The organism is Actinoplanes campanulatus (assembly GCF_014647795.1).
GTDB lineage: Bacteria > Actinomycetota > Actinomycetes > Mycobacteriales > Micromonosporaceae > Actinoplanes > Actinoplanes campanulatus.
On record NZ_BMPW01000011.1, the window covers coordinates 114,391 to 136,142 of the forward strand.

19 protein-coding genes are annotated in these 21,752 nt (G+C 72.0%); 16 read left to right on the forward strand and 3 right to left on the reverse strand.

What is annotated here, in order from left to right; translation table 11 throughout:
- Positions 1 to 115 precede the first annotated feature (115 nt).
- The 5 genes from rimI to IEZ13_RS22105 are packed head-to-tail and all read left to right on the forward strand — an operon-like array spanning position 116 to position 5,317.
- Positions 116 to 514 (forward strand): ribosomal protein S18-alanine N-acetyltransferase, encoded by a 399-nt coding sequence (rimI, locus tag IEZ13_RS22085; RefSeq protein WP_229794913.1) that lies wholly within the window; start codon positions 116 to 118, stop codon positions 512 to 514.
- Positions 507 to 1,559, forward strand: coding sequence for a tRNA (adenosine(37)-N6)-threonylcarbamoyltransferase complex transferase subunit TsaD (tsaD, locus tag IEZ13_RS22090; protein WP_183222883.1), 1,053 nt, complete (start codon positions 507 to 509; stop codon positions 1,557 to 1,559). The genes rimI and tsaD overlap by 8 nt, the downstream gene beginning before the upstream one ends.
- A gap of 9 nt (positions 1,560 to 1,568) precedes the next feature.
- Positions 1,569 to 1,823 (forward strand): hypothetical protein, encoded by a 255-nt coding sequence (locus tag IEZ13_RS22095; protein ID WP_183222884.1) that lies wholly within the window; start codon positions 1,569 to 1,571, stop codon positions 1,821 to 1,823.
- A 42-nt stretch (positions 1,824 to 1,865) separates the two neighbouring features.
- Complete coding sequence (locus IEZ13_RS22100; RefSeq protein WP_183222885.1) at positions 1,866 to 3,551, forward strand: ABC transporter transmembrane domain-containing protein; 1,686 nt, start codon at positions 1,866 to 1,868, stop codon at positions 3,549 to 3,551.
- On the forward strand, positions 3,548 to 5,317 hold the full coding sequence (locus IEZ13_RS22105; protein WP_183222886.1) for an ABC transporter ATP-binding protein: 1,770 nt from the start codon (positions 3,548 to 3,550) through the stop codon (positions 5,315 to 5,317). The genes IEZ13_RS22100 and IEZ13_RS22105 overlap by 4 nt, the downstream gene beginning before the upstream one ends.
- Positions 5,318 to 5,383: 66 nt before the next feature.
- Here IEZ13_RS22105 and groL read toward each other — a convergent pair whose 3' ends face one another.
- On the reverse strand, positions 5,384 to 7,036 hold the full coding sequence (groL, locus tag IEZ13_RS22110; protein WP_183222887.1) for a chaperonin GroEL: 1,653 nt from the start codon (positions 7,034 to 7,036) through the stop codon (positions 5,384 to 5,386).
- Between the two features lie 71 nt (positions 7,037 to 7,107).
- Positions 7,108 to 7,422 carry a co-chaperone GroES gene (groES, locus tag IEZ13_RS22115; RefSeq protein ID WP_014440794.1) on the reverse strand — a complete coding sequence of 105 codons (315 nt, stop codon included), beginning with the start codon at positions 7,420 to 7,422 and terminating at the stop codon, positions 7,108 to 7,110.
- Between the two features lie 214 nt (positions 7,423 to 7,636).
- On the opposite strand from groES, the gene IEZ13_RS22120 reads away from it, so the two are divergent.
- The 10 genes from IEZ13_RS22120 (at position 7,637) to IEZ13_RS22165 (ending at position 20,094) form a co-directional block, all read left to right on the forward strand.
- Positions 7,637 to 8,824: a class I SAM-dependent methyltransferase gene (locus tag IEZ13_RS22120; RefSeq protein ID WP_183222888.1), complete on the forward strand. Its 1,188-nt coding sequence runs from the start codon at positions 7,637 to 7,639 to the stop codon at positions 8,822 to 8,824.
- Between the two features lie 53 nt (positions 8,825 to 8,877).
- A complete protein-coding gene (gene ybaK / locus IEZ13_RS22125; RefSeq protein WP_183222889.1) occupies positions 8,878 to 9,369 on the forward strand; it encodes a Cys-tRNA(Pro) deacylase in 492 nt (163 codons plus the stop codon).
- A 318-nt stretch (positions 9,370 to 9,687) separates the two neighbouring features.
- Positions 9,688 to 10,788: a sugar ABC transporter substrate-binding protein gene (locus IEZ13_RS22130; protein WP_183222890.1), complete on the forward strand. Its 1,101-nt coding sequence runs from the start codon at positions 9,688 to 9,690 to the stop codon at positions 10,786 to 10,788.
- A 172-nt stretch (positions 10,789 to 10,960) separates the two neighbouring features.
- Positions 10,961 to 11,767 carry an ATP-binding cassette domain-containing protein gene (locus IEZ13_RS22135; protein ID WP_183222891.1) on the forward strand — a complete coding sequence of 269 codons (807 nt, stop codon included), beginning with the start codon at positions 10,961 to 10,963 and terminating at the stop codon, positions 11,765 to 11,767.
- Complete coding sequence (locus IEZ13_RS22140; RefSeq protein WP_183222892.1) at positions 11,764 to 13,017, forward strand: sugar ABC transporter permease; 1,254 nt, start codon at positions 11,764 to 11,766, stop codon at positions 13,015 to 13,017. The genes IEZ13_RS22135 and IEZ13_RS22140 overlap by 4 nt, the downstream gene beginning before the upstream one ends.
- Positions 13,018 to 13,051: 34 nt before the next feature.
- The gene (locus IEZ13_RS22145; RefSeq protein WP_183222893.1) at positions 13,052 to 14,230 is read left to right on the forward strand and encodes an ROK family transcriptional regulator; all 1,179 of its coding nucleotides are present in this window, start codon (positions 13,052 to 13,054) and stop codon (positions 14,228 to 14,230) included.
- Positions 14,231 to 14,284: 54 nt separating this feature from the next.
- Entirely contained in the window at positions 14,285 to 15,193 is a 909-nt protein-coding gene (locus IEZ13_RS22150; protein WP_229794870.1) for a DUF4034 domain-containing protein, read from the forward strand.
- Entirely contained in the window at positions 15,190 to 16,884 is a 1,695-nt protein-coding gene (locus IEZ13_RS22155) for an insulinase family protein (RefSeq protein ID WP_183222895.1), read from the forward strand. The genes IEZ13_RS22150 and IEZ13_RS22155 overlap by 4 nt, the downstream gene beginning before the upstream one ends.
- Complete coding sequence (locus IEZ13_RS22160; protein ID WP_183222896.1) at positions 16,877 to 18,406, forward strand: peptidase M16 family protein; 1,530 nt, start codon at positions 16,877 to 16,879, stop codon at positions 18,404 to 18,406. The genes IEZ13_RS22155 and IEZ13_RS22160 overlap by 8 nt, the downstream gene beginning before the upstream one ends.
- A 29-nt stretch (positions 18,407 to 18,435) precedes the next feature.
- On the forward strand, positions 18,436 to 20,094 hold the full coding sequence (locus tag IEZ13_RS22165; RefSeq protein WP_183222897.1) for a molybdopterin-dependent oxidoreductase: 1,659 nt from the start codon (positions 18,436 to 18,438) through the stop codon (positions 20,092 to 20,094).
- A 159-nt stretch (positions 20,095 to 20,253) separates the two neighbouring features.
- Here the strand turns inward: IEZ13_RS22165 and IEZ13_RS22170 are convergent, their stop codons facing one another.
- Positions 20,254 to 20,640, reverse strand: coding sequence for a WhiB family transcriptional regulator (locus IEZ13_RS22170; protein ID WP_183222898.1), 387 nt, complete (start codon positions 20,638 to 20,640; stop codon positions 20,254 to 20,256).
- Between the two features lie 231 nt (positions 20,641 to 20,871).
- Here IEZ13_RS22170 and IEZ13_RS22175 point away from each other — a divergent pair, with 231 nt between their 5' ends.
- Positions 20,872 to 21,726 (forward strand): response regulator transcription factor, encoded by an 855-nt coding sequence (locus tag IEZ13_RS22175; protein WP_183222899.1) that lies wholly within the window; start codon positions 20,872 to 20,874, stop codon positions 21,724 to 21,726.
- The last annotated feature ends 26 nt before the right edge of the window (positions 21,727 to 21,752 follow it).

Below are 21,752 nucleotides of genomic sequence, written 5' to 3' on the forward strand. Positions count from 1 at the left end.
CCCGGCACCCGCGAGCCCGCCCCAGGCCCAAGCCGCCGTGGGCCCGGCGGCCGGGAGCCCGGCGGCCGCGGACTATGTGATCGAGCGTTTCCGCTGGTGGCACATCGACGAGGTGATGCCGATCGAGGAGGACCTCTTCGGGCCGGAGAAGTGGTCCCCCGCCATGTTCTGGAACGAGCTGGCCACCCGCCAGTTCTACCTGGTCGCCACGGAGGCGGGCGGCGCGGTGGCCGGCTATGCCGGACTGTCCGTGGTGGACGAGCACGAGTCCTGGGTGCAGAACATCGCGGTCCGCCGGGACGCACAACGGCGGGGGATCGGCCGCGGCCTGCTGGAGGCGCTGCTCGCCGAGGCGGCCCGGCGCGGCGCCCGTAAGACGCTGCTCGAGGTGGCCGTGGACAACGCGGCCGCGCAACGGCTCTACGCCGAGTACGACTTCGAGCCGGTCGGGATCCGGCGCGGCTACTACCAACCCAGCAACACGGACGCCCTGGTGATGATGCGCGATGCGTGACGAACCCCTGGTCCTCGGGATCGAGACCTCCTGCGACGAGACCGGTGTCGGCATCGTGCGCGGGCACACCCTGCTCGCCGACGCGCTGGCCTCCAGTGTGGACCAGCACGCCCGCTTCGGTGGGGTGGTGCCGGAGGTGGCCAGCCGGGCGCACCTGGAGGCGCTGGTCCCGACCATGCAGCGGGCCCTCGACGAGGCCGGGGTGACCCTCGCCGACATCGACGCGATCGCCGTCACCAGCGGGCCCGGCCTGGCCGGCGCGCTGCTGGTCGGGGTGGCCGCGGCGAAGGGGTACGCGCTCGCCGCCGAGAAGCCGATCTACGGCGTGAACCACCTGGCCGCGCACGTGGCGGTGGACACCCTGGAGCACGGCCCGCTGCCCGAGCCGGCGGTGGCGATGCTGGTGTCCGGCGGCCACTCCTCGTTGCTGCTGGTCGACGACCTGACCGCGGGCGTGACGCCGCTCGGGGCGACCATCGACGACGCGGCCGGGGAGGCCTTCGACAAGGTGGCCCGGCTGCTCGGCCTGGGCTTCCCGGGCGGGCCGATCATCGACCGGGCGGCCCGCGAGGGCGACCCGGCGTCGATCGCGTTCCCGCGGGGGCTGACCGCCGCGAAGGACCTGGCGGCGCACCGGTTCGACTTCTCCTTCTCCGGGCTCAAGACGGCCGTGGCCCGCTGGGTGGAGAGCCGGGAGCGGGCCGGTGAGCCGGTGCCGGTGGCGGACGTCTCGGCGAGCTTCCAGGAGGCGGTCTGTGACGTGCTCACCGCCAAGGCGATCGACGCCTGCCGGGCCAACGGGGTGGGCACCCTGGTGATCGGCGGTGGGGTGGCGGCCAACTCGCGACTGCGCGTGCTCGCCGAGGAACGCGCCGCGAAGCACGGGATCGCGGTCCGCGTACCCCGTCCGGGTTTGTGCACTGACAACGGCGCGATGGTCGCCGCACTCGGCTCGCATCTGGTGCGGGCCGGCGTCGCCCCGAGCCGCCTGGATCTGCCCGCGGATTCCGCGATGAGTTTGACCGCGGTGAGTGTGCCGGGGTAGGAAGCGTTCATGATCGCGCGGATGTGGGAGGTGCGGGCCTCGCGCAGTGGCTTCGACGAACTGCTGGCCTGGGTCTGCGACACGGCGGTGCCGGCTCTGGAGGTACTGCCACAACATGTGTCGAGTGACGTCTATTCGTCCACCGATCATCGCATCGTCGTCATCACCAAATGGCGCAATACCCCGGAGAGCCTGCTGACGCCGCCGGAGAAGCTGGTGGCACGCGCTCCGCACGTCTGGGATTTCACCCCCGTCGATCGCTGACCCTCGCCGTCGGCGCGTCGCGGCCCTTACCGTCGGGTCCTGATGCGAAGACTGCCCGTCACCGATCCCGGCACACCCGACTCCCGGTCCGCCGCTCGATATCTGTTCTGGCTGGTCCGGCGCTCCCGGCTGACGGTCGCGGCGGCGGCTCTGCTGGCGATCGCCTGGATGGGCTGTCAGGCCCTGGTGCCCGCCCTGGTGGGCCGGGCGGTCGACGCCGCCGTGACGCGCGACGCCGCGGCCCTGCTCGCCGGAGCGCTGCTGCTGCTCGGCGTCGGTGTGGTTCAGGCGCTGACCGGCATCACCCGGCACCGGTTCGCGGTGACCAACTGGCTGGCCGCCGCCTTCCGGACCGTGCAGGTGGTGGTCCGGCAGGCGAACCGGCTCGGATCCACCCTGCCGCGACGGCTGGACGCGGGCGAGGTGGTCGCGATCGGCACCTCGGACATCACCCACATCGGCGGCGCCGTCGACATCACCTCACGCGGCGCCGGCTCGCTGCTGGCCGTGGTCACGATCACCGTGGTGCTGCTGCGCACCTCGGTGCCGCTGGGCCTGATCGTGCTGGTCGGGGTGCCGTTGTTGATGCTCGTGGTGGGCCTGCTGATCCGGCCGCTGCACCGGCGGCAGAAGGCGTACCGGGAGAGCCAGGGCCGTCTGACCGGCCGGGCCGCGGACCTGGTCGGCGGGCTGCGGGTGCTGCGCGGCGTGGGCGGGGAGTCGACCATGGCGGCGCGCTACCGCGCCGAGTCACAGGCGCTGCGCGCGGCGGGGGTACGCACGGCGCGCGTCGAATCGCTGCTGGAGGCGGCCCAGGTGCTGCTGCCCGGGGCGTTCCTGGTGCTGGTCACCTGGCTGGGCGCCCGGTTCGCGGCGGACGGGCGGATCACCGTGGGGCAGTTGGTGTCGTTCTACGCGTACGCCGCCTTCCTGGTCGCCCCGCTCCGCCAGCTCACCGACGTGCTGGACAAGATGACCCGGGGCCACGTGTCGAGCCGCCGGGTGGTGGCCATGCTCCAGGTGGAGGGCGACCTGCCGGATCCACCGGAGCCGGTCCCGCTGCCCTCGGGTGAGCTGGCCGACTCCGGGTCGGGGGTGCGGATCCCGCCGGGCCGGCTGACCGCGATCGTGGCGTCCACGCCGGCCGACGCGGCCCGGATCGCCGACCGGCTCGGCCGGTACGCCGACGGCGCCACGATGAACGGTGTGCCACTGTCGGCCGTGGCACTGGCCGAGGTGCGGGACCGGATCCTGGTCGTCGACAACGACGCCCACCTCTTCTCCGGACGGCTCGGCTCCGATCTGGACCCGGACGGCCGCGGCGGCGTCGCCCGGGCGCTCGCGGCCGCCGGCGCCACCGACATCGTCGACGCGCTCCCGAACGCCCTGGACACCGTGACGGCCGACCGCGGCCGCTCGTTCTCCGGCGGCCAGCAGCAGCGGCTGCGCCTGGCCCGCGCGCTGATCGCCGACCCCGAGGTGCTGATCCTGGTGGAGCCGACGAACGCCGTCGACGCCCACACCGAGGCCCGCATCGCCGAGCGGCTGCGCGCCGCCCGCAGCGGCCGGACCACCGTGGTCTGCACGTCCAGCCCGCTGGTGCTGAGCCGCACCGATCACGTCTGCTACGTCGAGGACGGCCGGCTGGTGGCCGCCGGCCGGCACCGGGACCTGCTTCGCGGTGAACCCGGCTACGCCCGGATGGTGCTGCGCGAGGAGAAGCAGTGACCCGCCTGCTCCCGGTGGCGAGCGCCGTGCAGGCCCGCCGGTACGCCCGTGACCTGATCCGCCGCTACCCGGCCATGTTCCGCGCCACGGTCGCCCTGCACGCGGCCGCCGCCCTGGCCGGGCTGGCCGGCCCGCGACTGCTCGGCGACATGGTGCAGGGCATCCACGACGGCGTGCCGCTGGACCGGTTGGACCGGCTGGCACTGATGATCGGCGGATTCGTGCTGGCCCAGTCCGTGCTGATCCGGTTCGCCCATCTGGCCTCGGCCCGGCTGGGGGAGCGGGTGCTGGCCCGGCTGCGGGAGGAGTTCGTGACCCGGGTGCTGGGCCTGCCGCTGTCCACCGTGGAGGCGGCCGGCTCCGGTGACCTGCTGACCCGGACCACCCGGGATGTCGACGCACTGTCCAAATGCGTCCGTTTCGCGGTGCCGGAGACCCTGATCGCGCTGATCACCCTGCTTCTCGTGGTGGCGGCGCTGTTACTGGTCAGCCCGGTGTTCGCGGTGCCGCTGCTGATCGGGGTGCCGATCATGACGGTGGGCACCCGGTGGTACCTGCGGCACGCCCCGCGCGGCTATCTCCGGCAGAACGCCGCCTACTCGGACGTGACCGAGGGGCTCACCGAGACGGTCGAGGGCGCCCGGACGGTCGAGGCCATGCGACGGCAGCTGCAGCGGGCCGGGCGCACCGACGCGGACCTGCGGCGGTCGTGGCGGGCCGAGCGGTACACGCTGCGCCTGCGGACCGTGTGGTGGCCGGTCATCGAGATCAGCTACGTGCTGCCGATGGTGCTCACCCTGCTCGCCGGAGGCCTGCTCTACCTGCACGACACGGTGACCCTGGGTGAGCTGACCGCCGCGGTGGTCTACGTGCAGCAGCTGGTCGATCCGCTGGACCGGCTGGTCGGCTGGCTGGACGAGCTGGAGGTGGGCGGGGCCGCCCTGGCCCGGTTGCTGGGCGTGACCGCCGATCCGCAGCCGCAGCCGGCCGTGACCACGGCGCCGGACGGGACCCGCGTCGAGCTGTGCGGCGTCCGGTTCGGCTACGAGCCGGGCCGGGAGGTGCTGCACGGCGTCGACCTGGTCCTGGAACCGGGCGAGCGACTCGCCGTCGTCGGTGTCTCCGGCGCCGGCAAGTCCACCCTGGGCCGTCTGCTCGCCGGTGTGTACCAGCCCACCTCGGGGACCATCACGGTCGGCGGGACGCCGCTGGCCGCTCTGCCGCCGGAACGGCTGCGCGCCGAGGTCGCGCTGGTCACCCAGGAGCACCACGTCTTCGTGGGCACGCTCCGCGACAACGTCGCGATGGTGCGTCCCGGCGTCCATGAGGGCGAGGTACGGGCAGCGCTCACCGCCGTACAGGCCCTGCACTGGGCGGACGCGCTGCCGGACGGGCTGGACACGGTCGTCGGCGCCGGCGGGCATCCGCTCTCCCCGGCCCAGGCGCAGCAGGTGGCTCTGGCCCGGCTGGTGATCGCCGACCCGCACACCCTGGTGCTCGACGAGGCCACCGCGATGCTGGATCCGCGGGCCGCCCGGGATCTGGAACGTTCGCTGGCCGCGGTGGTCAGCGGGCGGACGGTGGTGGCCATCGCGCACCGGCTCTTCTCGGCGCACGACGCGGACCGGGTCGCCGTCGTGGAGGACGGGCGGATCACCGAACTGGGGCCGCACGACGAGCTGGTGGCGGCGGGCGGGGCCTACGCGGCGCTGTGGCGGTCCTGGCAGGGCGGCACCGAGCCGGCCGAGATGTCCGAGCACGCGTAGCCGTACCCCGGAAAAGGAAAGGGCGCGCCCCGGAGAGCGCGCCCTTCACATCGAAGCCCGACCCGGTCAGAAGCCCGGACCGTGCTGGTGGCCGTGCCCGTGACCGTGGCTGTGGCCGTGCCCACCGGCGCCGGCCGGAGCCGCCTCGGCCGGCTTCTCCACCACGAGGCTCTCGGTGGTCAGCAGGAGACCGGCGATCGAGACGGCGTTGGAGACCGCGTTGCGGGTCACCTTCACCGGGTCGATGATGCCGGCCGCGGCCAGGTCGACGTACTCGTCGGTGGCCGCGTTGAGGCCGTGGCCCCAGCCCAGCTCGCCGACCTTGCCCACCACGACGTAGCCGTCGTGACCGGCGTTCTGCGCGATCCAGCGCAGCGGCTCGACCAGCGCCTTGCGGACGATGCCGACGCCGAGCGCCTCCTCGCCGCTGAGGCCCAGGTTGCCCTCGAGGTCCTTGGAGACCTGCGCGAGTGCGGCGCCGCCGCCCGGGACGGTGCCCTCCTCGACGGCCGCCTTGGTCGCCGCGATGGCGTCCTCGATGCGGTGCTTGCGCTCCTTCATCTCGACCTCGGTGGCCGCGCCGACCTTGATCACCGCGACGCCGCCGGAGAGCTTGGCCAGCCGCTCCGCGAGCTTCTCACGGTCCCAGTCGGAGTCGGACGCCTCGATCTCCTTGCGGATCTGCGCGACCCGGTCGGCGACGTCGGACGAGTTGCCGCCACCGTCGACGATCGTGGTGTTCTCCTTGTCGACGACGATCCGCCGGGCGCTGCCCAGCGACTCGATGCCGACCTGGTCGAGCTTGTAGCCCAGCTCGGGGGCGATCAGCTCGCCGCCGGTGGCGATCGCCAGGTCCTGGAGGATCGCCTTGCGGCGGTCACCGAAACCGGGCGCCTTCACCGCGGCGACCTTGATGGTCTTGCGCAGCGAGTTGACCACCAGGGTGGACAGGGCCTGGCCCTCGACGTCCTCCGCGACGATCAGTAGCGGCTTGCCGGTCTGGAGCACCTTCTCCAGCAGCGGAAGCAGTTCCTCGATGCTGGAGATCTTCTGGGTGGTGAGGAGGATGTGCGCGTCCTCCAGCACCGCCTCCTGCGACTCGGCGTCGGTCACGAAGTTCGGCGAGATGAAGCCCTTGTCGAACTGGAGACCCTCGGTCACCTCGAGCTCGGTCTGGAGCGCCGAGCCCTCCTCGACGGTGATGACACCGTCGCGGCCGACCCGGTCCATCGCGTCGGCGATGAGCTTGCCGATGTTCGCGTCCTGCGCCGAGATGGTGGCGACGTTGGCGATCGCCTTGTGGTCGGCGACCTCGACGGCCTTGGCCAGCAGCGCCTTGGACACGGCCTCGGCGGCCTGGTCCATGCCCCGCTTGAGGCCGATCGGGTTGGCGCCCGCGGTCACGTTGCGCAGGCCCTCGCGGACCAGCGCCTGCGCGAGAACGGTCGCCGTGGTGGTCCCGTCACCGGCGACGTCGTTGGTCTTGGTCGCCACCTCCTTGACGAGCTGCGCGCCGAGGTTCTCGTACGGGTCGGTGAGCTCGATCTCCTTGGCGATGGTCACGCCGTCGTTGGTGATCGTGGGAGCGCCGAACTTCTTGTCCAGGACGACGTTGCGCCCGCGCGGCCCGAGGGTGACCTTGACCGTGTCGGCGAGCGTGTTGACGCCGTGCTCCAGGAGGTGCCGGGCGTCGTCAGAGAAGCTGAGGATCTTCGCCATGTATTGGTCCCTTCACGCACGGGCGCCCTGCCCCGAGAACCGGAACAGGGCGCCTGCACAGACGTTAGGTCTTACTTCTCGATGACCGCGAGGACGTCGCGGGCGGAGAGCACCAGGTACTCCTCGCCGGCGTACTTGACCTCGGTGCCGCCGTACTTCGAGTAGAGAACAACGTCGCCGACCTTGACGTCGAGCGGGACGCGGTTGCCCTTGTCGTCGATCCGGCCGGGGCCGACGGCGAGGACGGTGCCCTCCTGGGGCTTCTCCTTGGCGGTGTCGGGGATCACGATGCCGGAGGCGGTCGTGGTCTCAGCCTCGTTCGCCTGGACCACGATGCGGTCCTCGAGCGGCTTGATCGCAACCTTGGTCGCGGTAGTCACGGGCATACCCTCCTGGGTACAGGTTTCGCCGGCCTTGAACCAGGCCGGTCAATGCCTCATGCCACCGGGCGGGGCCGTCGTCGCGGGTGCCGGTCCGCCTGGTGCCTAACCGCACGGACGGGCCGGGCGGCTGGCACCCTCATGGTGAGAGTGCTAACCGGAGACTATGCCGGAACTAGCACTCCGTCAACCAGAGTGCCAACCTGTCACGCCAGGGAGAATGCCTGACGTGACACCTGAGTTGTTGCAACTATTGCGGACCCCGGAGGGGTCGAAAGCCCTGGCCGTGGCGGCCGAGGTGACCGGCGGTGAGCCGCTCGCCGCGGCCTCGGCCATGCGGGCCCGGGGCTTCGGCGCGGAACTCGCCGCGGCCGCCTTGACCCAGGCTAGTTTGCGTGGGCGCGCCGCAGGCAAGTTCGGCCCGGACGCCGCCGCGATGTTCTTCACCCGGGCCGGGCTGGAGCAGGCGACGCGCGCGGCCGTCGCGGACCGGCGGGCGGCGCGGCTCGCCGCCGCCGGCGTTGAGACCCTCGCCGATCTGGGGTGCGGGCTGGGCTCCGACGCGCTGGCGGCGGCCCGGCACGGCATCTCCGTGTACGCCGTGGACGCCGACCCGCTGACCGCCGCCCTGGCCGCCGCGAACGCCGAGGCCGCCGGGCTGTCCGGCCGGATCACCGTGGAGTGCGCGGACGCGACCACGGTCGAGGTCGAGCGGTACGGCGCGGTCTTCGCCGACCCGGCCCGCCGCCAGGCCGGCCGGGGCCGGGTGTTCGATCCGAAGGCCTACTCGCCGCCGTGGGACTTCATCGCCGGCCTGCCCGTACGGGTGCCCCGCACGGTGCTGAAACTGGCGCCCGGCATCGACCACGCTCTGCTGCCGCCGGGTGCCGAGGGGGAGTGGGTCAGTGTCGGCGGCGACCTGGTCGAGGCGGCCTTCTGGTGCGGCCCGCTGGCGTCCGCGGAGCGCCGGGCCACCCTGATCAGCGGCTCCGAGGTGACCGGGCTGACCGGCTCGGGCATGGAACGGGCGCCGGTCGGCCCGGTCGGCGCCTGGATCTACGACCTCGACCCGGCGGTGATCCGTTCGCACCTGGTCGCCGAGTTCGCCGCGAGTGTGGGCGGGTGGCTGGCCGACCCGGAGATCGCCTACGTCTACACCGACGAGCCGGTGGACACGCCGTTCGCCCGCCGCCTCGGGGTGACCGACGTGCTGCCGTTCTCGCTCAAGCGGCTGCGGGCGCTGCTGCGCGAGCGGGGCGTCGGGGTGCTGGAGATCCGCAAGCGCGGTTCGGCGCTGGTGCCCGACCAACTGCGCAAGGATCTCAAGCTGTCCGGTCCGAACACGGCGGGCCTGCTGCTGACCCGGGTGGAGGGGGCTCCCACGGCGCTCCTGACAACAACGGCGTAACAGGTCGGAATCGGACGTGCGCGGAGATCGGCCGCGGTAGTACCGTGCCGCGCATGGTCAAGAAAGCGGCCGGCACGCCGGCCACCGCCTTGCTCACCGCGGAGCGGGTGGCACACACCCTGCATCCGTACGACGTGTCGCCGGACGCCCCGCAGTACGGGGCGCTGGTGGCGCAGGCCCTCGGGGTCGAGCCGCACCGGCTGTTCAAGACGCTGGTGGCCGAGGTGGACGGCCGGCTCGTGGTCGGGGTGGTGCCGGTGACCGGCGATCTCGACCTGAAGGCGCTGGCGTCCGCGGCCGACGGCAAACGCGCGATCCTGGCCGACCGGGCCGCCGCCGAGCGCAGCAGTGGGTACGTGCGGGGCGGGATCAGCCCGCTCGGCCAGCGCAGACGACTGCCGACCGTGATCGATGACTCGGTCGACGGGCTGGCGACGATGTACGTCTCGGCCGGCCGCCGCGGCTTGCAGGTGGCGCTGGCGCCCGTCGATCTCATCCGGCTGACCGGTGCGACGGTCGCCCCGATCCGAGCGGCCGGATCTTAGTACCCGTCCGTTCTTCGCGGTTCGGCGCCCGGTCGGCGAAAATACTACCTAGCGTTACGGTATGCCGATCGCGGGGCGACCTTGAGGGGTTGGACGGCGCCCTGGTGGCACGGGCGTGTTGCCGGATTGTTATCCCTCGCTACGAGATAGACGGCCGTTGCGGCTTGTGTTCTCGGCCACGTTGGGAATACGTTGCCGGGCACAACAAACCGGTTCCTCATCCATCGGCGCTACGCAGAGACACGGTGCTCCCAGGCGCCAATTCTCTGAAAAATCCGACACAAGGCCCCGGATTTACCCCCCGAAAGGAAATAAGGGATGCGTAAGGGACTGTTCGCCCTTGCCGCGGTCGGCCTGATGGCCGGCAGCATGGCCGCTTGCGGCACCGACGACGGTGGCGACACCGGCACCGACACCGGCACCAAGAGCTCCGCGGGCAAGGTCGGTGTGATCCTGCCCGACACCAAGAGCTCGGCCCGCTGGGCGACCGCCGACTTCAAGTACCTGACCGAGGCGTTCAAGGCGGCCGGTGTCGAGGCCGACATCCAGAACGCCGAGGGTGACAAGACCCGGTTCACCACGATCGCCGACGGCATGATCGCCAGCGGCGTCAAGGTCCTGGTCATCGTCAACCTGGACTCCGGCACCGGTAAGGCCGTCCTGGAGAAGGCGAAGACCGCGGGTATCGCGACCATCGACTACGACCGCCTCACCCTCGGCGGCGGCGCGAACTACTACGTGTCGTTCGACAACACCGAGGTCGGCAAGCTCCAGGGCCAGGGCCTGGTGGACTGCCTCACCGAGAAGAAGGCGACCAAGCCGGTCGTGTCGTACCTCAACGGTTCGCCGACCGACAACAACGCCACCCTCTTCAAGCAGGGCTACGACTCGGTGCTCAAGCCGAAGTTCGACGCCGGCGAGTACGTCAAGGGCCCGGACCAGGACGTTCCGGACTGGGACAACGCCCAGGGCGGCACCATCTTCGAGCAGCAGCTGACCTCGAACAAGAACATCGCCGGTGTCCTGGCCGCCAACGACGGTCTCGGCAACGCCGCGATCCAGGTGCTCAAGAAGAACAAGCTGAACGGCAAGGTCCCGGTGACCGGCCAGGACGCCACCGTTCAGGGCCTGCAGAACATCCTCGCCGGCGACCAGTGCATGACGGTCTACAAGGCGATCAAGAAGGAGGCCGACGCGGCCGCCGAGCTGGCGATCGCCCTGGCCAAGCAGGAGACCCCGAGCACCGCCACCAAGACGGTTGTCGACCCGGAGAGCAAGGCGGAGGTCAAGTCCGTCCTGCTGACCCCGCAGTCGATCACCGCGGCCAACGTGAAGGACGTCGTCACCGACGGCTTCGTCACGAAGGAAGAGCTCTGCACCGCCGACTTCGCCGAGGCCTGCACCAAGGCCGGCATCTGAGTCTCGGCTGACCACCGAAAGCCGGACACCAACGGCTGAAGGCCGGCGCCGCCCGTGCTCGCGCGGGCGGCGCCGGAGTCGGTTCTACAGAACCTTCCCGTAGTCGGCCCCGCCACGACGAAGTGGCGCAGCCCACGACGGAACCCGGTCACCGAACGAAGGAGAACCATCAGTGGCCGCGACACCCCTCCTGGAGCTGCGCGGGATCGACAAGAGCTTCGGTCCCGTCCAGGTCCTCCACGACGTCGGTCTGAGCGTCTACCCGGGCGAGGTAACCGCCCTGGTCGGCGACAACGGCGCCGGAAAGTCCACGCTGGTCAAGTGCATCAGCGGCATCTACAGCATCGACGCGGGCACGGTCACCTTCGAAGGCCGGGAGGTGTCGGTCCACAACCCCCGGGACGCCGCCGCCCTCGGTATCGAGGTCGTCTACCAGGACCTCGCGCTCTGCGACAACCTGGACATCGTCCAGAACATGTTCCTCGGCCGCGAGAAGAAGCGCGGCATCGTCCTCGACGAGGCGACCATGGAGGAGATGGCCGGCGAGACACTGCGCAGCCTCTCCGTACGGACCGTGAAGTCGCTGCGCCAGCTCGTCTCCAGCCTCTCCGGTGGCCAGCGCCAGACCGTCGCGATCGCCAAGGCGGTGCTCTGGAACAGCCGGGTCGTCATCCTCGACGAGCCGACCGCCGCCCTCGGTGTGGCGCAGACCGCCCAGGTGCTCGAACTGGTCCGCCGGCTCGCCGACAACGGCCTCGGCGTGGTGCTGATCTCGCACAACATGAACGACGTCTTCGCGGTCTCCGACCGGATCGCCGCCCTCTACCTGGGCCGGATGGCCGCCGAGGTGAAGGCCGCCGACGTGACCCACTCCCAGGTCGTCGAGCTGATCACGGGCGGCCGTAGCGGCAACCTCGGCCTGCCCCCGGAGCGACCCTCCGACTTCATCGACATCACGCCGGGAGAGGTCAAGAAGTGACCACCACGACTGAGACGGCCGGTGGCATCCAGGTCGTCAAACCCACCGTCGCGAGCCACACCCGGGACTACTTCGCCCGGATCCGCGGCGGTGACCTCGGCACCCTCCCGGCCGTCCTCGGCCTGCTGGTCCTGGTGCTGATCTTCGGCACCGCCCGGAGCGAGACGTTCCTCAGCGCGCTCAACTTCGCGAACCTGTTCAACCAGAGCGCCCAGATCGTCTTCATCGCCATGGGCCTCGTCTTCGTGCTGCTGCTCGGCGAGATCGACCTCTCCGCCGGGTTCGCCAGCGGCGTCTGCGGCGCGGTCATGGCGATCCTGCTGACCACCCACGGCCTGCCCTGGTACGTGGCGATCCCGGCGGCCATGGTCACCGGCGTCGTCATCGGCCTCGTGCTCGGTGTGCTGGTCGCGAAGCTCGGGATCCCGTCCTTCGTGGTCACGCTGGCCGCCTTCCTCGGCTTCCAGGGCGTCCTGCTGACCCTGCTCGAGGGCGGCAAGAACATCTCGATCACCGACGAGTTCGTCAAGGCGCTGAACAACGGCACCCTGTCGGTGCGCGACAGCTGGCTCTTCGCGATCGTCGGCGTGGGCGGCTTCGCCGCGGCGCAGCTGCTCCGCTGGCGGGGCCGGGTCTCCCGCAACCTGATCGCCGAGCCGCTCGGCATCGTGGCGGCCCGGATCGCCGGGGTCGCGCTGCTGGCCTTCTCCGCCACCTACGTGCTCACCCTGGAGCGGGCCGTCAACAAGGCGATCACCTCGCTCAAGGGCACGCCGATCGTCGTACCGATCATCGTGGTCTTCCTGGTGATCTGGACCTTCGTCCTGGCCCGCACCACCTACGGCCGGCACGTCTACGCGGTCGGTGGCAACGCCGAGGCGGCCCGCCGGGCCGGCATCCCGGTCGACCGCATCCGCATCTCGGTCTTCGTGATCTGCTCGTTCATGGCGTCGATCGGCGGAATCCTGGTCGTCAGCCGGCAGAGTTCCGTCGACCCGAACACCGGTGGCAGTAACATCCTGCTCTACTCGGTCGGTGCGGCGGTCATCGGCGGCACCAGTCTCTTCGGCGGCAAGGGCAAGGTCATCTATGCGGTCATCGGTGGTGCGGTCATCATCGTCATCGAGAACGGCATGACCCTGCTGGGCCTCAACTCCGGCGTGAAGTTCATCTTCACCGGCCTCGTGCTGCTGGCGGCGGCGAGCGTCGACGCCCTGGCCCGGCGCAGAGCAGCGGCAACGGGTAGTTGATGATGCAGGATCCCGTGCGGGGGACGGGACGCTGATGCGGGCCGGGCCCAGCCAGGAAGACGTACGCCGGCACAACCTCGGGACGCTGCTGCGCTACGTGCACATGCACGGCGCCACGTCCCGGGCGGAACTCACCACCCGGCTCGGCCTCAACCGCAGCACCATCGGAGCTCTCACCGCCGAACTGATCGGCGCGGGCCTGGTCAGCGAGGCGGCGCCCCGCGAGACCGGCCGGGCCGGGCGACCCTCACTGGTCGTCCGGCCCGAGTCGGGACGGGTGTACGCCTACGCGCTCAGCATCGAGGTGGACCGCCTGCGTGCCGCCCGGATCGGGCTCGGCGGCCGGATCCTCGAGCAGTACGAGACCGAGCGCCCACCCGGGATGACCGCCCCCGAGGCGGTCCGCCCGCTCTCCCACTTCGTGGCCACCATGCGCTCCGGGGCCCCCGACGACGGCCGTTGCGTGGGCACCGGCCTCGCGGTCGCCGGCATGGTCCGCCGCGAGGACGGCATGGTCCGCCTCGCCCCCACCATCGGCTGGGTGGAGGAGCCGGTCGGCGCGGCCGTCCGCTCCGAGCTCGGCGAGTTCGGCAAACTGACGGTCGGCAACCACGCCGACGTGTGCGCGCTCGCCGAGCACGCGCGCGGGGCCGCGGTCGGTTCGGACAACGTCCTCTATCTGTACGGGGACGTCGGCGTCGGCGCCGGGATCGTGGCCGGTGGGCGCCGGGTCACCGGGCACGGCGGGTACGGCGGCGAGGTCGGTCACATGGTCGTCAACCCGTACGGGCGGCCGTGCAGCTGCGGCTCCCGCGGCTGCTGGGAGACCGAGATCGGCGAGCACGCCCTGCTCCGCCTCGCCGGGCGCGACGACCGCAGCGGCCGGGACGCGGTCCTCGCCGTGGTGGACGCCGCGATGCGCGGGGACAGCCAGGCCCAGCACGCGCTGCGGCAGGTCGGCGACTGGGTCGGGTTCGGCGTCGGCAACCTGGTCAACATCTTCAACCCCGAGGTGGTCATCTTCGGGGGCACGCTGCGGGACGTCTACCTGGGCGCCGCGGCGCAGATCCGCAGCCGGCTCAACGCCGTGGGGCTGCCCGCCTGCCGGGAGCACGTCCGGTTGCGCACCCCGGAGCTGGGCACCGACGCGGCCCTGATCGGGGCGGCCGAGCTGGCCTTCGACCACCTGCTCGACGACCCTCTCGTGTCCTGAGTAGGCGATCACCCGGAATCCGCCGGTGATCGCGGGAGATCTATGCTGCCCGCCATGCTTCCGCGTCAATCGAATCTGGACCCGGCGGCCGCGTACCCGAAGATCACCGCCCTGCGGGCCGCGCTGGACGCCGGGGACTGGCCGGCCTGCCGGGAGCTGCTCGACGCCGCCGAACAGGCGGAACGTAGCTACCTGACGGCGGCCGTCGCCGACGTGGACGGCCTGGAGGACTTCCTGCGCGGCGTGCTGCGCGGCGATCCGGGCGACGGTACGGCCGGTGCCCTGCTGGGCCAGTATCTGGTCGAGGCGGCCTGGCGGATCCGGACCAGGGCCCGGGCCGAGCACGTGAGCCGGGAGCAGTTCGTGGCGTTCCGGGCCGGACTCGTCGAGGCTGAGCGGGTGCTCGTCGACGCCGCCGCCCGCAGCCCGAGGGATTCCGCGATCTGGACCGCCCGGCTGGTCACCGCTCGTGGTCTGCAACTCGGTCTGCCCGAGATCCGCCGCCGCTACGGCCGGCTCGCCGAGATCGATCCGCACCACCTGCCCGGCCAGCAGCAGATGCTGCAGAGTCTCTGCACCAAGTGGTACGGGGACGCCGCGCTGACGTACGAGTTCGCGAAGGAGGCGGCCGCCGCCGCGCCCGCCGGAGCACCGAACCCGGTCCTGCTGGCGGAGGCCTACATCGAGCACTCCGAGGTGGTCACCGACGTCGACCGGGTGCGGGCCGAACTGCGTGAGGCCGCCATGCGCTCGGTGTGGCACCCGGACTTCCGGCGTACCCACGGCTGGGTTCGGACGATGAGCACCTTCGCGATGGCCTTCGTCCTGCTCGACGATCAGCCGGCCGCGGCCTCCCTCTTCGACGCGCTGGGCGGGCTGGGCTCCCGGTGGCCATGGGAGTACCTCGGCGATCCGGCCGCGACGATCGAGAAGTTCCGGGCACGGGCGGGAGGTAACACGTGATCAAGCGGTTGGAGGTCGACGGAGTTCCGGCGGTCCTGGGCCCGGCGAGCGGGCCGACGCACGCCGGCCTGGTCTTCCGGGTCGGCACGGCGGACGAGCCACTGGCCCGGCGCGGCCTCACCCGGCTCGTCGAGCACCTGGTCACCGACGGGTTGGGCACCGACGGACGGCAGCTCGGGGCCACCGGCGCCGAACACACCTTCTTCCACATGCACGGCACGCCCACCGAGGTCGCCGAGTTCCTCACCGGCGTGTGCGGGGCGCTGCGGAACCCGCCGGCGGCCCGGCTCGCCACGGTGCGGCAGCTCGTCCAGGGCACGCCGCCGGACCGTGACCCGCTGCCCATGTGGCGGCACGGCGCCCGCGGCTTCGGCGTGCCCAGCTACCCCGAGTGGGCCCTCCCCGGGATCACCGAGGACGACGTACGGGAGTGGATCGCCCGCTACTTCACCAGGGAGAACGCCGCACTCTGGGTGGCCGGTGAGGAGATCCCGGAGGGGCTGGTCCTGAACCTGCCGTCCGGTGAGCGGCGGCCCGCGCCGACCGTCACCACCGAGCTGCCGGTCACCCCGGCCTTCTTCTCCCGCGCCGGCGGGACCATCGCCTGGGACACCGTGGTCCGCCGGGAGGCCCGGGCCGCGGTCTTCGCCACCGTGCTGGAACGCCGGATGATGAACGACCTGCGCCGCCGCGACGGCATCTCCTACCAACCCCACACCGAGTACGTCCCGCGCGCTGACGGCACCGCCCGGATCATCGCGGTCGCCGACGCGCTGCCGGAGAAACAGGAGGCGGCGCTCGGCGGCCTGATCGACGTGCTCGCCGCGATGCGGGCCGGGCAGATCGACCCGGACGAGGTGGCGACCGTCGTCAAGCTGACCTGCGAGGGGCTGCGCGACTCCGAGTCGCGTGGGGCCCGGTTGCCCGGCCAGGCGTTCAACCTGCTCTCCGGCCGTGAGGTGCAGACCCTGGAGGAGGCGCTGGCCGAGGTGCGCGCGGTCACCGCCGAGGACGTGACCGAGGTGGCGGCCGCCGCGTACGACGCCGGTCTGCTGATGACCCCGCCCGGGAGCAGCGCCGACTGGGCCGGGTACACCGCGGCCCCCGAGATGTCGGAAGCCGCGCTTCCCGGCCGTGTGCACCGCGGGCGCAAGGACCGCGGCCTGCGCCTGATCAGCGGGGACGAGGGGATCAGCGTGACCGGGTACGGCCAGGTCGCGTCGGTCCGCTGGGACGAGTGCGCGCTGCTGCTCGCCTGGCCGGACGGCGGGCGGTGGATGATCGGCCTGGACGCGGTGACGGCCCGGATCGAGCCGACCCTCTACCGGGGCGCCGACCGGGTGGTACGGGAGATCGACGCCCGGATCCCGGCCCGCCTGCGGATCGACATGCCGCCCCGGGACCGCGTCGCCATCCCGCAGCCGGAGGCCCCGCACCGCGAGCCACGGCTGGCGGCCTGGCGGGCGCGCTGGGGGCCGTACTTCGCCCTGCTCTTCTTCGGCCCGTTCGTGCTTCTGGGCCTGGGCACTCTGGTGTGGCTGCTGGCCGAGTCCGTGATCGAGCGGCGGTTCGAGGGGGAGGCCGTGCTGGGGGCCGTCGGCCTGACGGCGATGTTCGGGTGGCTCTGCCTGGACTCGGTGGTCGAGCTGCGCCGGCGCTGGGCGGTAAGATGGATGCTGCGCCGTGAATGACCCGTTCGAGGTCGACGGGATTCCCGCTCTGCTCGCGCCGACTACCGGCCCGATGCACGCCGGCCTGGTCTTCCGGGTCGGTCACGCCGACGAGCCGCTGGCCCGGCGCGGCATCACGCACCTCATCGAGCACCTCGCGCTGTTCTCCTTCGGGGTGGCCGACTACCACTACAACGGGACCACCGGCGTCGAGCACACCTTCTTCCACATGCAGGGCGCCGAGGACGACATCGTGGCCTTTCTGCACGGGGTCTGCGCCGGGCTGCACGACCTGCCGATGCACCGGCTCGCGACCGAGAAGGAGATCCTGCGGACCGAGGAGAACGGCCGCGGTGAGGGCGCGGCCGACGCCCTCGCGCTGTGGCGGCACGGGGCCCGCGACTACGGCATGCCCGGCTACCCGGAGTGGGGCCTGACCGGGCTCACCCCCGACGACCTGCGGGCCTGGACGGCCCGCTACTTCAACCGGCAGAACGCGGCGCTCTGGATCGCCGGGTCCGGCGTGCCCGCCGGCCTCGAGCTCAAACTTCCCGAGGGCACGCGCCGGCCGGCGCCCACTCCCTCCTCCACCCTTCCAGTACGCCCGGCGTACTTCGCCGGCGGCTCCGACGTCGTGGCCTGGGACGCCGTGGTGGAGCGTGGCCAGAGCACCGCGGTCTTCGCCGACCTGCTGAAACGGTCGCTGTTCCGGTCGCTGCGCCAGGAGAGCGGGCTCTCCTACAACGTGCACACCGAGTACACGCCGCGGGCCGGCGGCCGGGCGCTGCTCACCGCGGTCGCCGACTCGCTGCCGGAGAAGCAGGAGGCCGTGCTCGGCGGCTTCGTCGACGTGCTGGCCGCGGCCCGGCTCGGGCGGTTCGACCCGGCCGAGGTGGCGGTCGTGGCCGGCCGCCGCCGGGAGGAACTGGGCCGCGCCGAGGAGGCCGGCGCCCGTCTGCCCGGCCAGGTGTTCAACCTGCTCGACGGCCGGCCGGTGCAGAGCCTCGACGAGGTGCTCGCCGAACTGGACACGGTCACCCGGGACAGCGTCGCGGCGGTCGCCGCCGCGGCCTGCGCCGACGGCCTGCTCATGACGCCGGGGCGCAGCGAGGCCGACCGGGCCGGGTACACCGCCGCGCCGACCGGGTCCGAGCGGACGGTCGAGGGCGCCACCTACCCGGCGCTCGGCGCCCCGGAGATCCGCCTGACCGTGGGGGAGACCGGCCTCACCCTGGCCCGGGAGGACTCGGCGGTCACGGTTCTCTTCGCCGAGTGCTCGGCCGTGCTCCAGTGGCCGGACGGGGCCCGGCGATTCGTCGGGCACGACGCCATCCACGTGCAGGTCGAGCCGGCCCTCTTCCCGAACGGTCCCGAGGTGATCGCGGCCCTGGACGCCCGCACCCTTCCCGAGCTGCGCGTCCCCATGCCGGCCCGCGGCCCGGACCGGATCCCGCGGCCGCCCGCGCCCACGCCGGCGCAGCGACCGCCCAACGCCGTCGAGCGAATGGTGATCCGGGCGATCCGCCGCGTCCGGGGGCGGTGAGTGGGCCCGGCGCGAGGCAGGATGGTCCGATGAGGGCATCGCTACGCGCCGGACTGGCCGGGATCGCGGCGGCCGCCGCCGCGCTCGGCGTCGCCGAACTGGTCGCGGCCGCGACCGGGTCACGGTCCGCGCCGCTGGTCGCGGTCGGCGGGGTGGTGGTCGACCACGTTCCGGCGCCGGTCAAGGACTTCGGCATCGCGGTCTTCGGGACGCACGACAAGACGGCACTGCTCATCGGTACGGGTCTGCTGCTCGCTGGGTACGCCTACGGGGTCGGTGTGCTGGGCCGGCGGCGGTGGGCGCTCGCGGTCGGCGGGATCGCGCTGTTCGGGGCGGTGGGCGCGGCGGCGGCGCTGACCCGTCCCGGGGCCGGGCCGGGCGCGGTGCTCCCGGCCCTGGTCGGTGCGGCCGTGGCGGTCCTGGTCCTGCACCATCTGCTGCGCCTGTCCCGGGCCGTCGAGCCGGAAGCGGTCCGGGCCGTCGACTCGGCCGCAGTGGGTGCTACCGAGCCGGTGAGTGGGCAGCCACGCCCGGCGGCGGGCGACGGCCCGGACCACGACGGCGGCGGCGCCGGTAGGGCGGGACACGTCGTTGCGGTCGGGGACACGCGAACTCCGTACGAGATAGAAAGAAGCCGCCGCCGATTCGTCCGTGATCTGGGGATCGTGGGTGTGATCGCGGCAGCCGGAGGCGTCGGCGGGCGGCTGCTCACCTCGAGGCGCGCGGTGAGCGCGGCCCGGCAGTCGATCGCGCTCCCGGCGCCGGTGGAGCCCGCCCCGGTGCTGCCCGCGGGCGTCCAGGCGCCCGGCGCGGTGCCCTGGGTCACGCCGAACCGGACCTTCTACCGGATCGACACCGCCCTGGTCACTCCGCAGGTCGACCCGACCACCTGGGAGCTGCGGATCCACGGGATGGTGCGCAATCCGATCACCGTCACCTTCGCCGATCTGCTGCGCCGTCCGATGATCGAGCGCCACCTGACGATCGCCTGCGTGTCGAACGAGGTGGGTGGCGACCTGATCGGCAACGCGCTCTGGCTCGGCACCCCGATCAAGGCGCTGCTCGACGAGGCGGACCCGCTGCCCGAGGCCGATCAGGTGGTGCAGCGGTCGGTGGACGGCTGGACCTGCGGCACGCCGACAGCGGTGCTGCGGGACGGCCGGGACGCGCTGCTGGCGATCGGGATGAACGGCGAGGCGCTGCCGGTCGAGCACGGCTTCCCGGTCCGGATGATCGTTCCCGGACTGTACGGCTACGTGTCCGCCTGCAAGTGGATCACCGAGATCGAACTGACCAGGTTCGCCGACTTCGACGCCTACTGGGTTCCCCGGGGCTGGTCGGCGCAGGCGCCGGTGAAGACGCAGTCACGAATCGACACGCCACGCGACGGCGCCTCGCGTTCGGCCGGCCCGGTCACGGTGGGCGGCGTCGCATGGGCGACACATCGCGGCATCGCCAAGGTCGAGGTGCAGGTCGACGACGGGGAGTGGCGGACCGCCACGCTGGCCGGGGCGGCCTCCGCGGACACCTGGCGGCAGTGGAGCCTCACCTGGGACGCCTCCGCCGGACGGCACACCTTACGGGTACGCGCGACCGATCTCGATGGGGTGACACAGACCCCGGAGGAGGCCCTTCCGGCACCCGACGGGGCGACCGGCTGGCACCAGGTGACAGTCGACATCGGGTAGCTGAAAGCCGCACTTTCGGTCCGACTCGGGAAAGCAAGTCGCTCATACGGTGGCTTGCATGTCCACCAATGCGGTTGAAGAACCGCTGAACCACTCGGCGCGGTCCTCCGCGGAGGACCGTGCCGGAAGCCGTGTGGTGATGCCGCGCTCCGGGCGGCGTCAGGCCGCCGGTGCCTGCCGTTGCGCGGGTACCGCCGTTTTGTGGGGCCGTCCGAGGCGCGCTTCCAGCCGGGTCAGGTCGACCCGTCCGTGACGATCGGCAAGGTCCTCCCAGCCGACCGCGAGCAGCCGCAGCCGCTCCGATTCGCTGAAACCTCCCCAGACACCGTACGGCTCGCGAACGGCGAGGGCGTGCGCGGCGCACTCCGCCCGGACCGGGCACGCGCCGCACATCGTCTTGGCCTTTGCCTCGCGACGACTGCGGGACGACCCGCGCTCGCCGTCGGGGTGGAAGAACTGTGCACTGTCCCGGCCCCGGCAGAGCCCGAGTCTCTGCCAATCCCACAGATCGGCGATGGGCCCGGGCAGTCTGCGAACGTTCGACATCAACACCCTCCTCCCGCGCGGCACCGCGGAGCGTTCGTCGTGAGGGGCCTGACTCAGGCCTTTCGCGGGTGTACCCCGGCTATCGCCGGCTCACACGCAACACGTCGATGTCTTCGTGAGCGGTATGGCAAAGGGGTGGCAAGTCATACCTTTCTTTCCCGTTTTTTCCATCTAAAGCGCGTAATGCTGCGGCCCTCGCGTGATCTCCTCTGAGAGAGAAGGAGGATCACTGTGCGTACCGTCCTCGTGTGCGTCCGAACCCCGCTGGCGGCCCAGACCGTCGCGTCCACCGCGGCCCGGCTCGGCATGACCGGCGTCGTCCGGACCGCGGTCAGCGAGACCGAGGCCATGATCCGACTGGCGGAACGGCCCGCCGAAGTGGTCCTGGCCGACACCGCCGTGACCCGGCCCGACAGCGTCGGCTTCACCCGGCGTGTACTTGCCCGCGCTCCCCAGGCACAAGTGGTGCTCTTCGGTGCCGAAGACCCGCGGGTGGCGGCGGCGGCCGTCGCCGCCGGAGCCCGGGGCGTCATCCGCGGCGTCGAGCACGACCTGGTCAGTGTCGTCGCGAAAGCGCTGCTCCTGCTCCTGCTACCGGTGCGCCCGCAGGGCATGCCGATCAACGGTTCGAACGCGCAGCCGGCCACGGTGGCCGGCGGCGTCCGCAACAACAACTCGCCCGGCGCGCGGGGGCAGTATCAACAGGGGCCCGGCGGCATCGGCGTGCACAACGCGGCGGCGGTGCCGGCCATGCTCGGCCCCAACGCGCCGATGGTTCCGTCACAGCGTGGCGACGCCCCGATCGATCCGGCTACCGGCCGGCCGATGGTGGCGTGGCCCGGCAACGAGGCGGGTGTCGGGATGACCGACGCGCAGCCCGCCGGTCGGCGACTCACGCTCACCGAGCGTGAGTTGCAGGTGCTACGGGGGATGGCGGACGGAAAGAGCAACGCCGAGATCGGCCGGGAACTCTTCGTCTCAGAGGACACCGTCAAGACGCACGCCCGGCGGCTGTTCCGCAAGCTCGGCGCCCGGGACCGCGCACATGCGGTCGCCGCGGGCTTCCGAGCGGGGCTAGTCGCTTAGCTGAGCCTGATTGCTCCGCTTCGCTC

Coding starts and splice junctions, on each gene's coding strand:
- rimI (WP_229794913.1), top strand. CDS start 116: ATGCCGATCGAGGAGGACCTCTTCGGGCCGGAGAAGTGGTCCCCCGCC.
- tsaD (WP_183222883.1), top strand. CDS start 507: ATGCGTGACGAACCCCTGGTCCTCGGGATCGAGACCTCCTGCGACGAG.
- IEZ13_RS22095 (WP_183222884.1), top strand. CDS start 1,569: ATGATCGCGCGGATGTGGGAGGTGCGGGCCTCGCGCAGTGGCTTCGAC.
- IEZ13_RS22100 (WP_183222885.1), top strand. CDS start 1,866: ATGCGAAGACTGCCCGTCACCGATCCCGGCACACCCGACTCCCGGTCC.
- groL (WP_183222887.1), bottom strand. CDS start 7,036: ATGGCGAAGATCCTCAGCTTCTCTGACGACGCCCGGCACCTCCTGGAG.
- groES (WP_014440794.1), bottom strand. CDS start 7,422: ATGCCCGTGACTACCGCGACCAAGGTTGCGATCAAGCCGCTCGAGGAC.
- IEZ13_RS22120 (WP_183222888.1), top strand. CDS start 7,637: ATGCCTGACGTGACACCTGAGTTGTTGCAACTATTGCGGACCCCGGAG.
- ybaK (WP_183222889.1), top strand. CDS start 8,878: ATGGTCAAGAAAGCGGCCGGCACGCCGGCCACCGCCTTGCTCACCGCG.
- IEZ13_RS22130 (WP_183222890.1), top strand. CDS start 9,688: ATGCGTAAGGGACTGTTCGCCCTTGCCGCGGTCGGCCTGATGGCCGGC.
- IEZ13_RS22145 (WP_183222893.1), top strand. CDS start 13,052: ATGCGGGCCGGGCCCAGCCAGGAAGACGTACGCCGGCACAACCTCGGG.
- IEZ13_RS22150 (WP_229794870.1), top strand. CDS start 14,285: ATGCTTCCGCGTCAATCGAATCTGGACCCGGCGGCCGCGTACCCGAAG.
- IEZ13_RS22165 (WP_183222897.1), top strand. CDS start 18,436: ATGAGGGCATCGCTACGCGCCGGACTGGCCGGGATCGCGGCGGCCGCC.
- IEZ13_RS22170 (WP_183222898.1), bottom strand. CDS start 20,640: ATGTCGAACGTTCGCAGACTGCCCGGGCCCATCGCCGATCTGTGGGAT.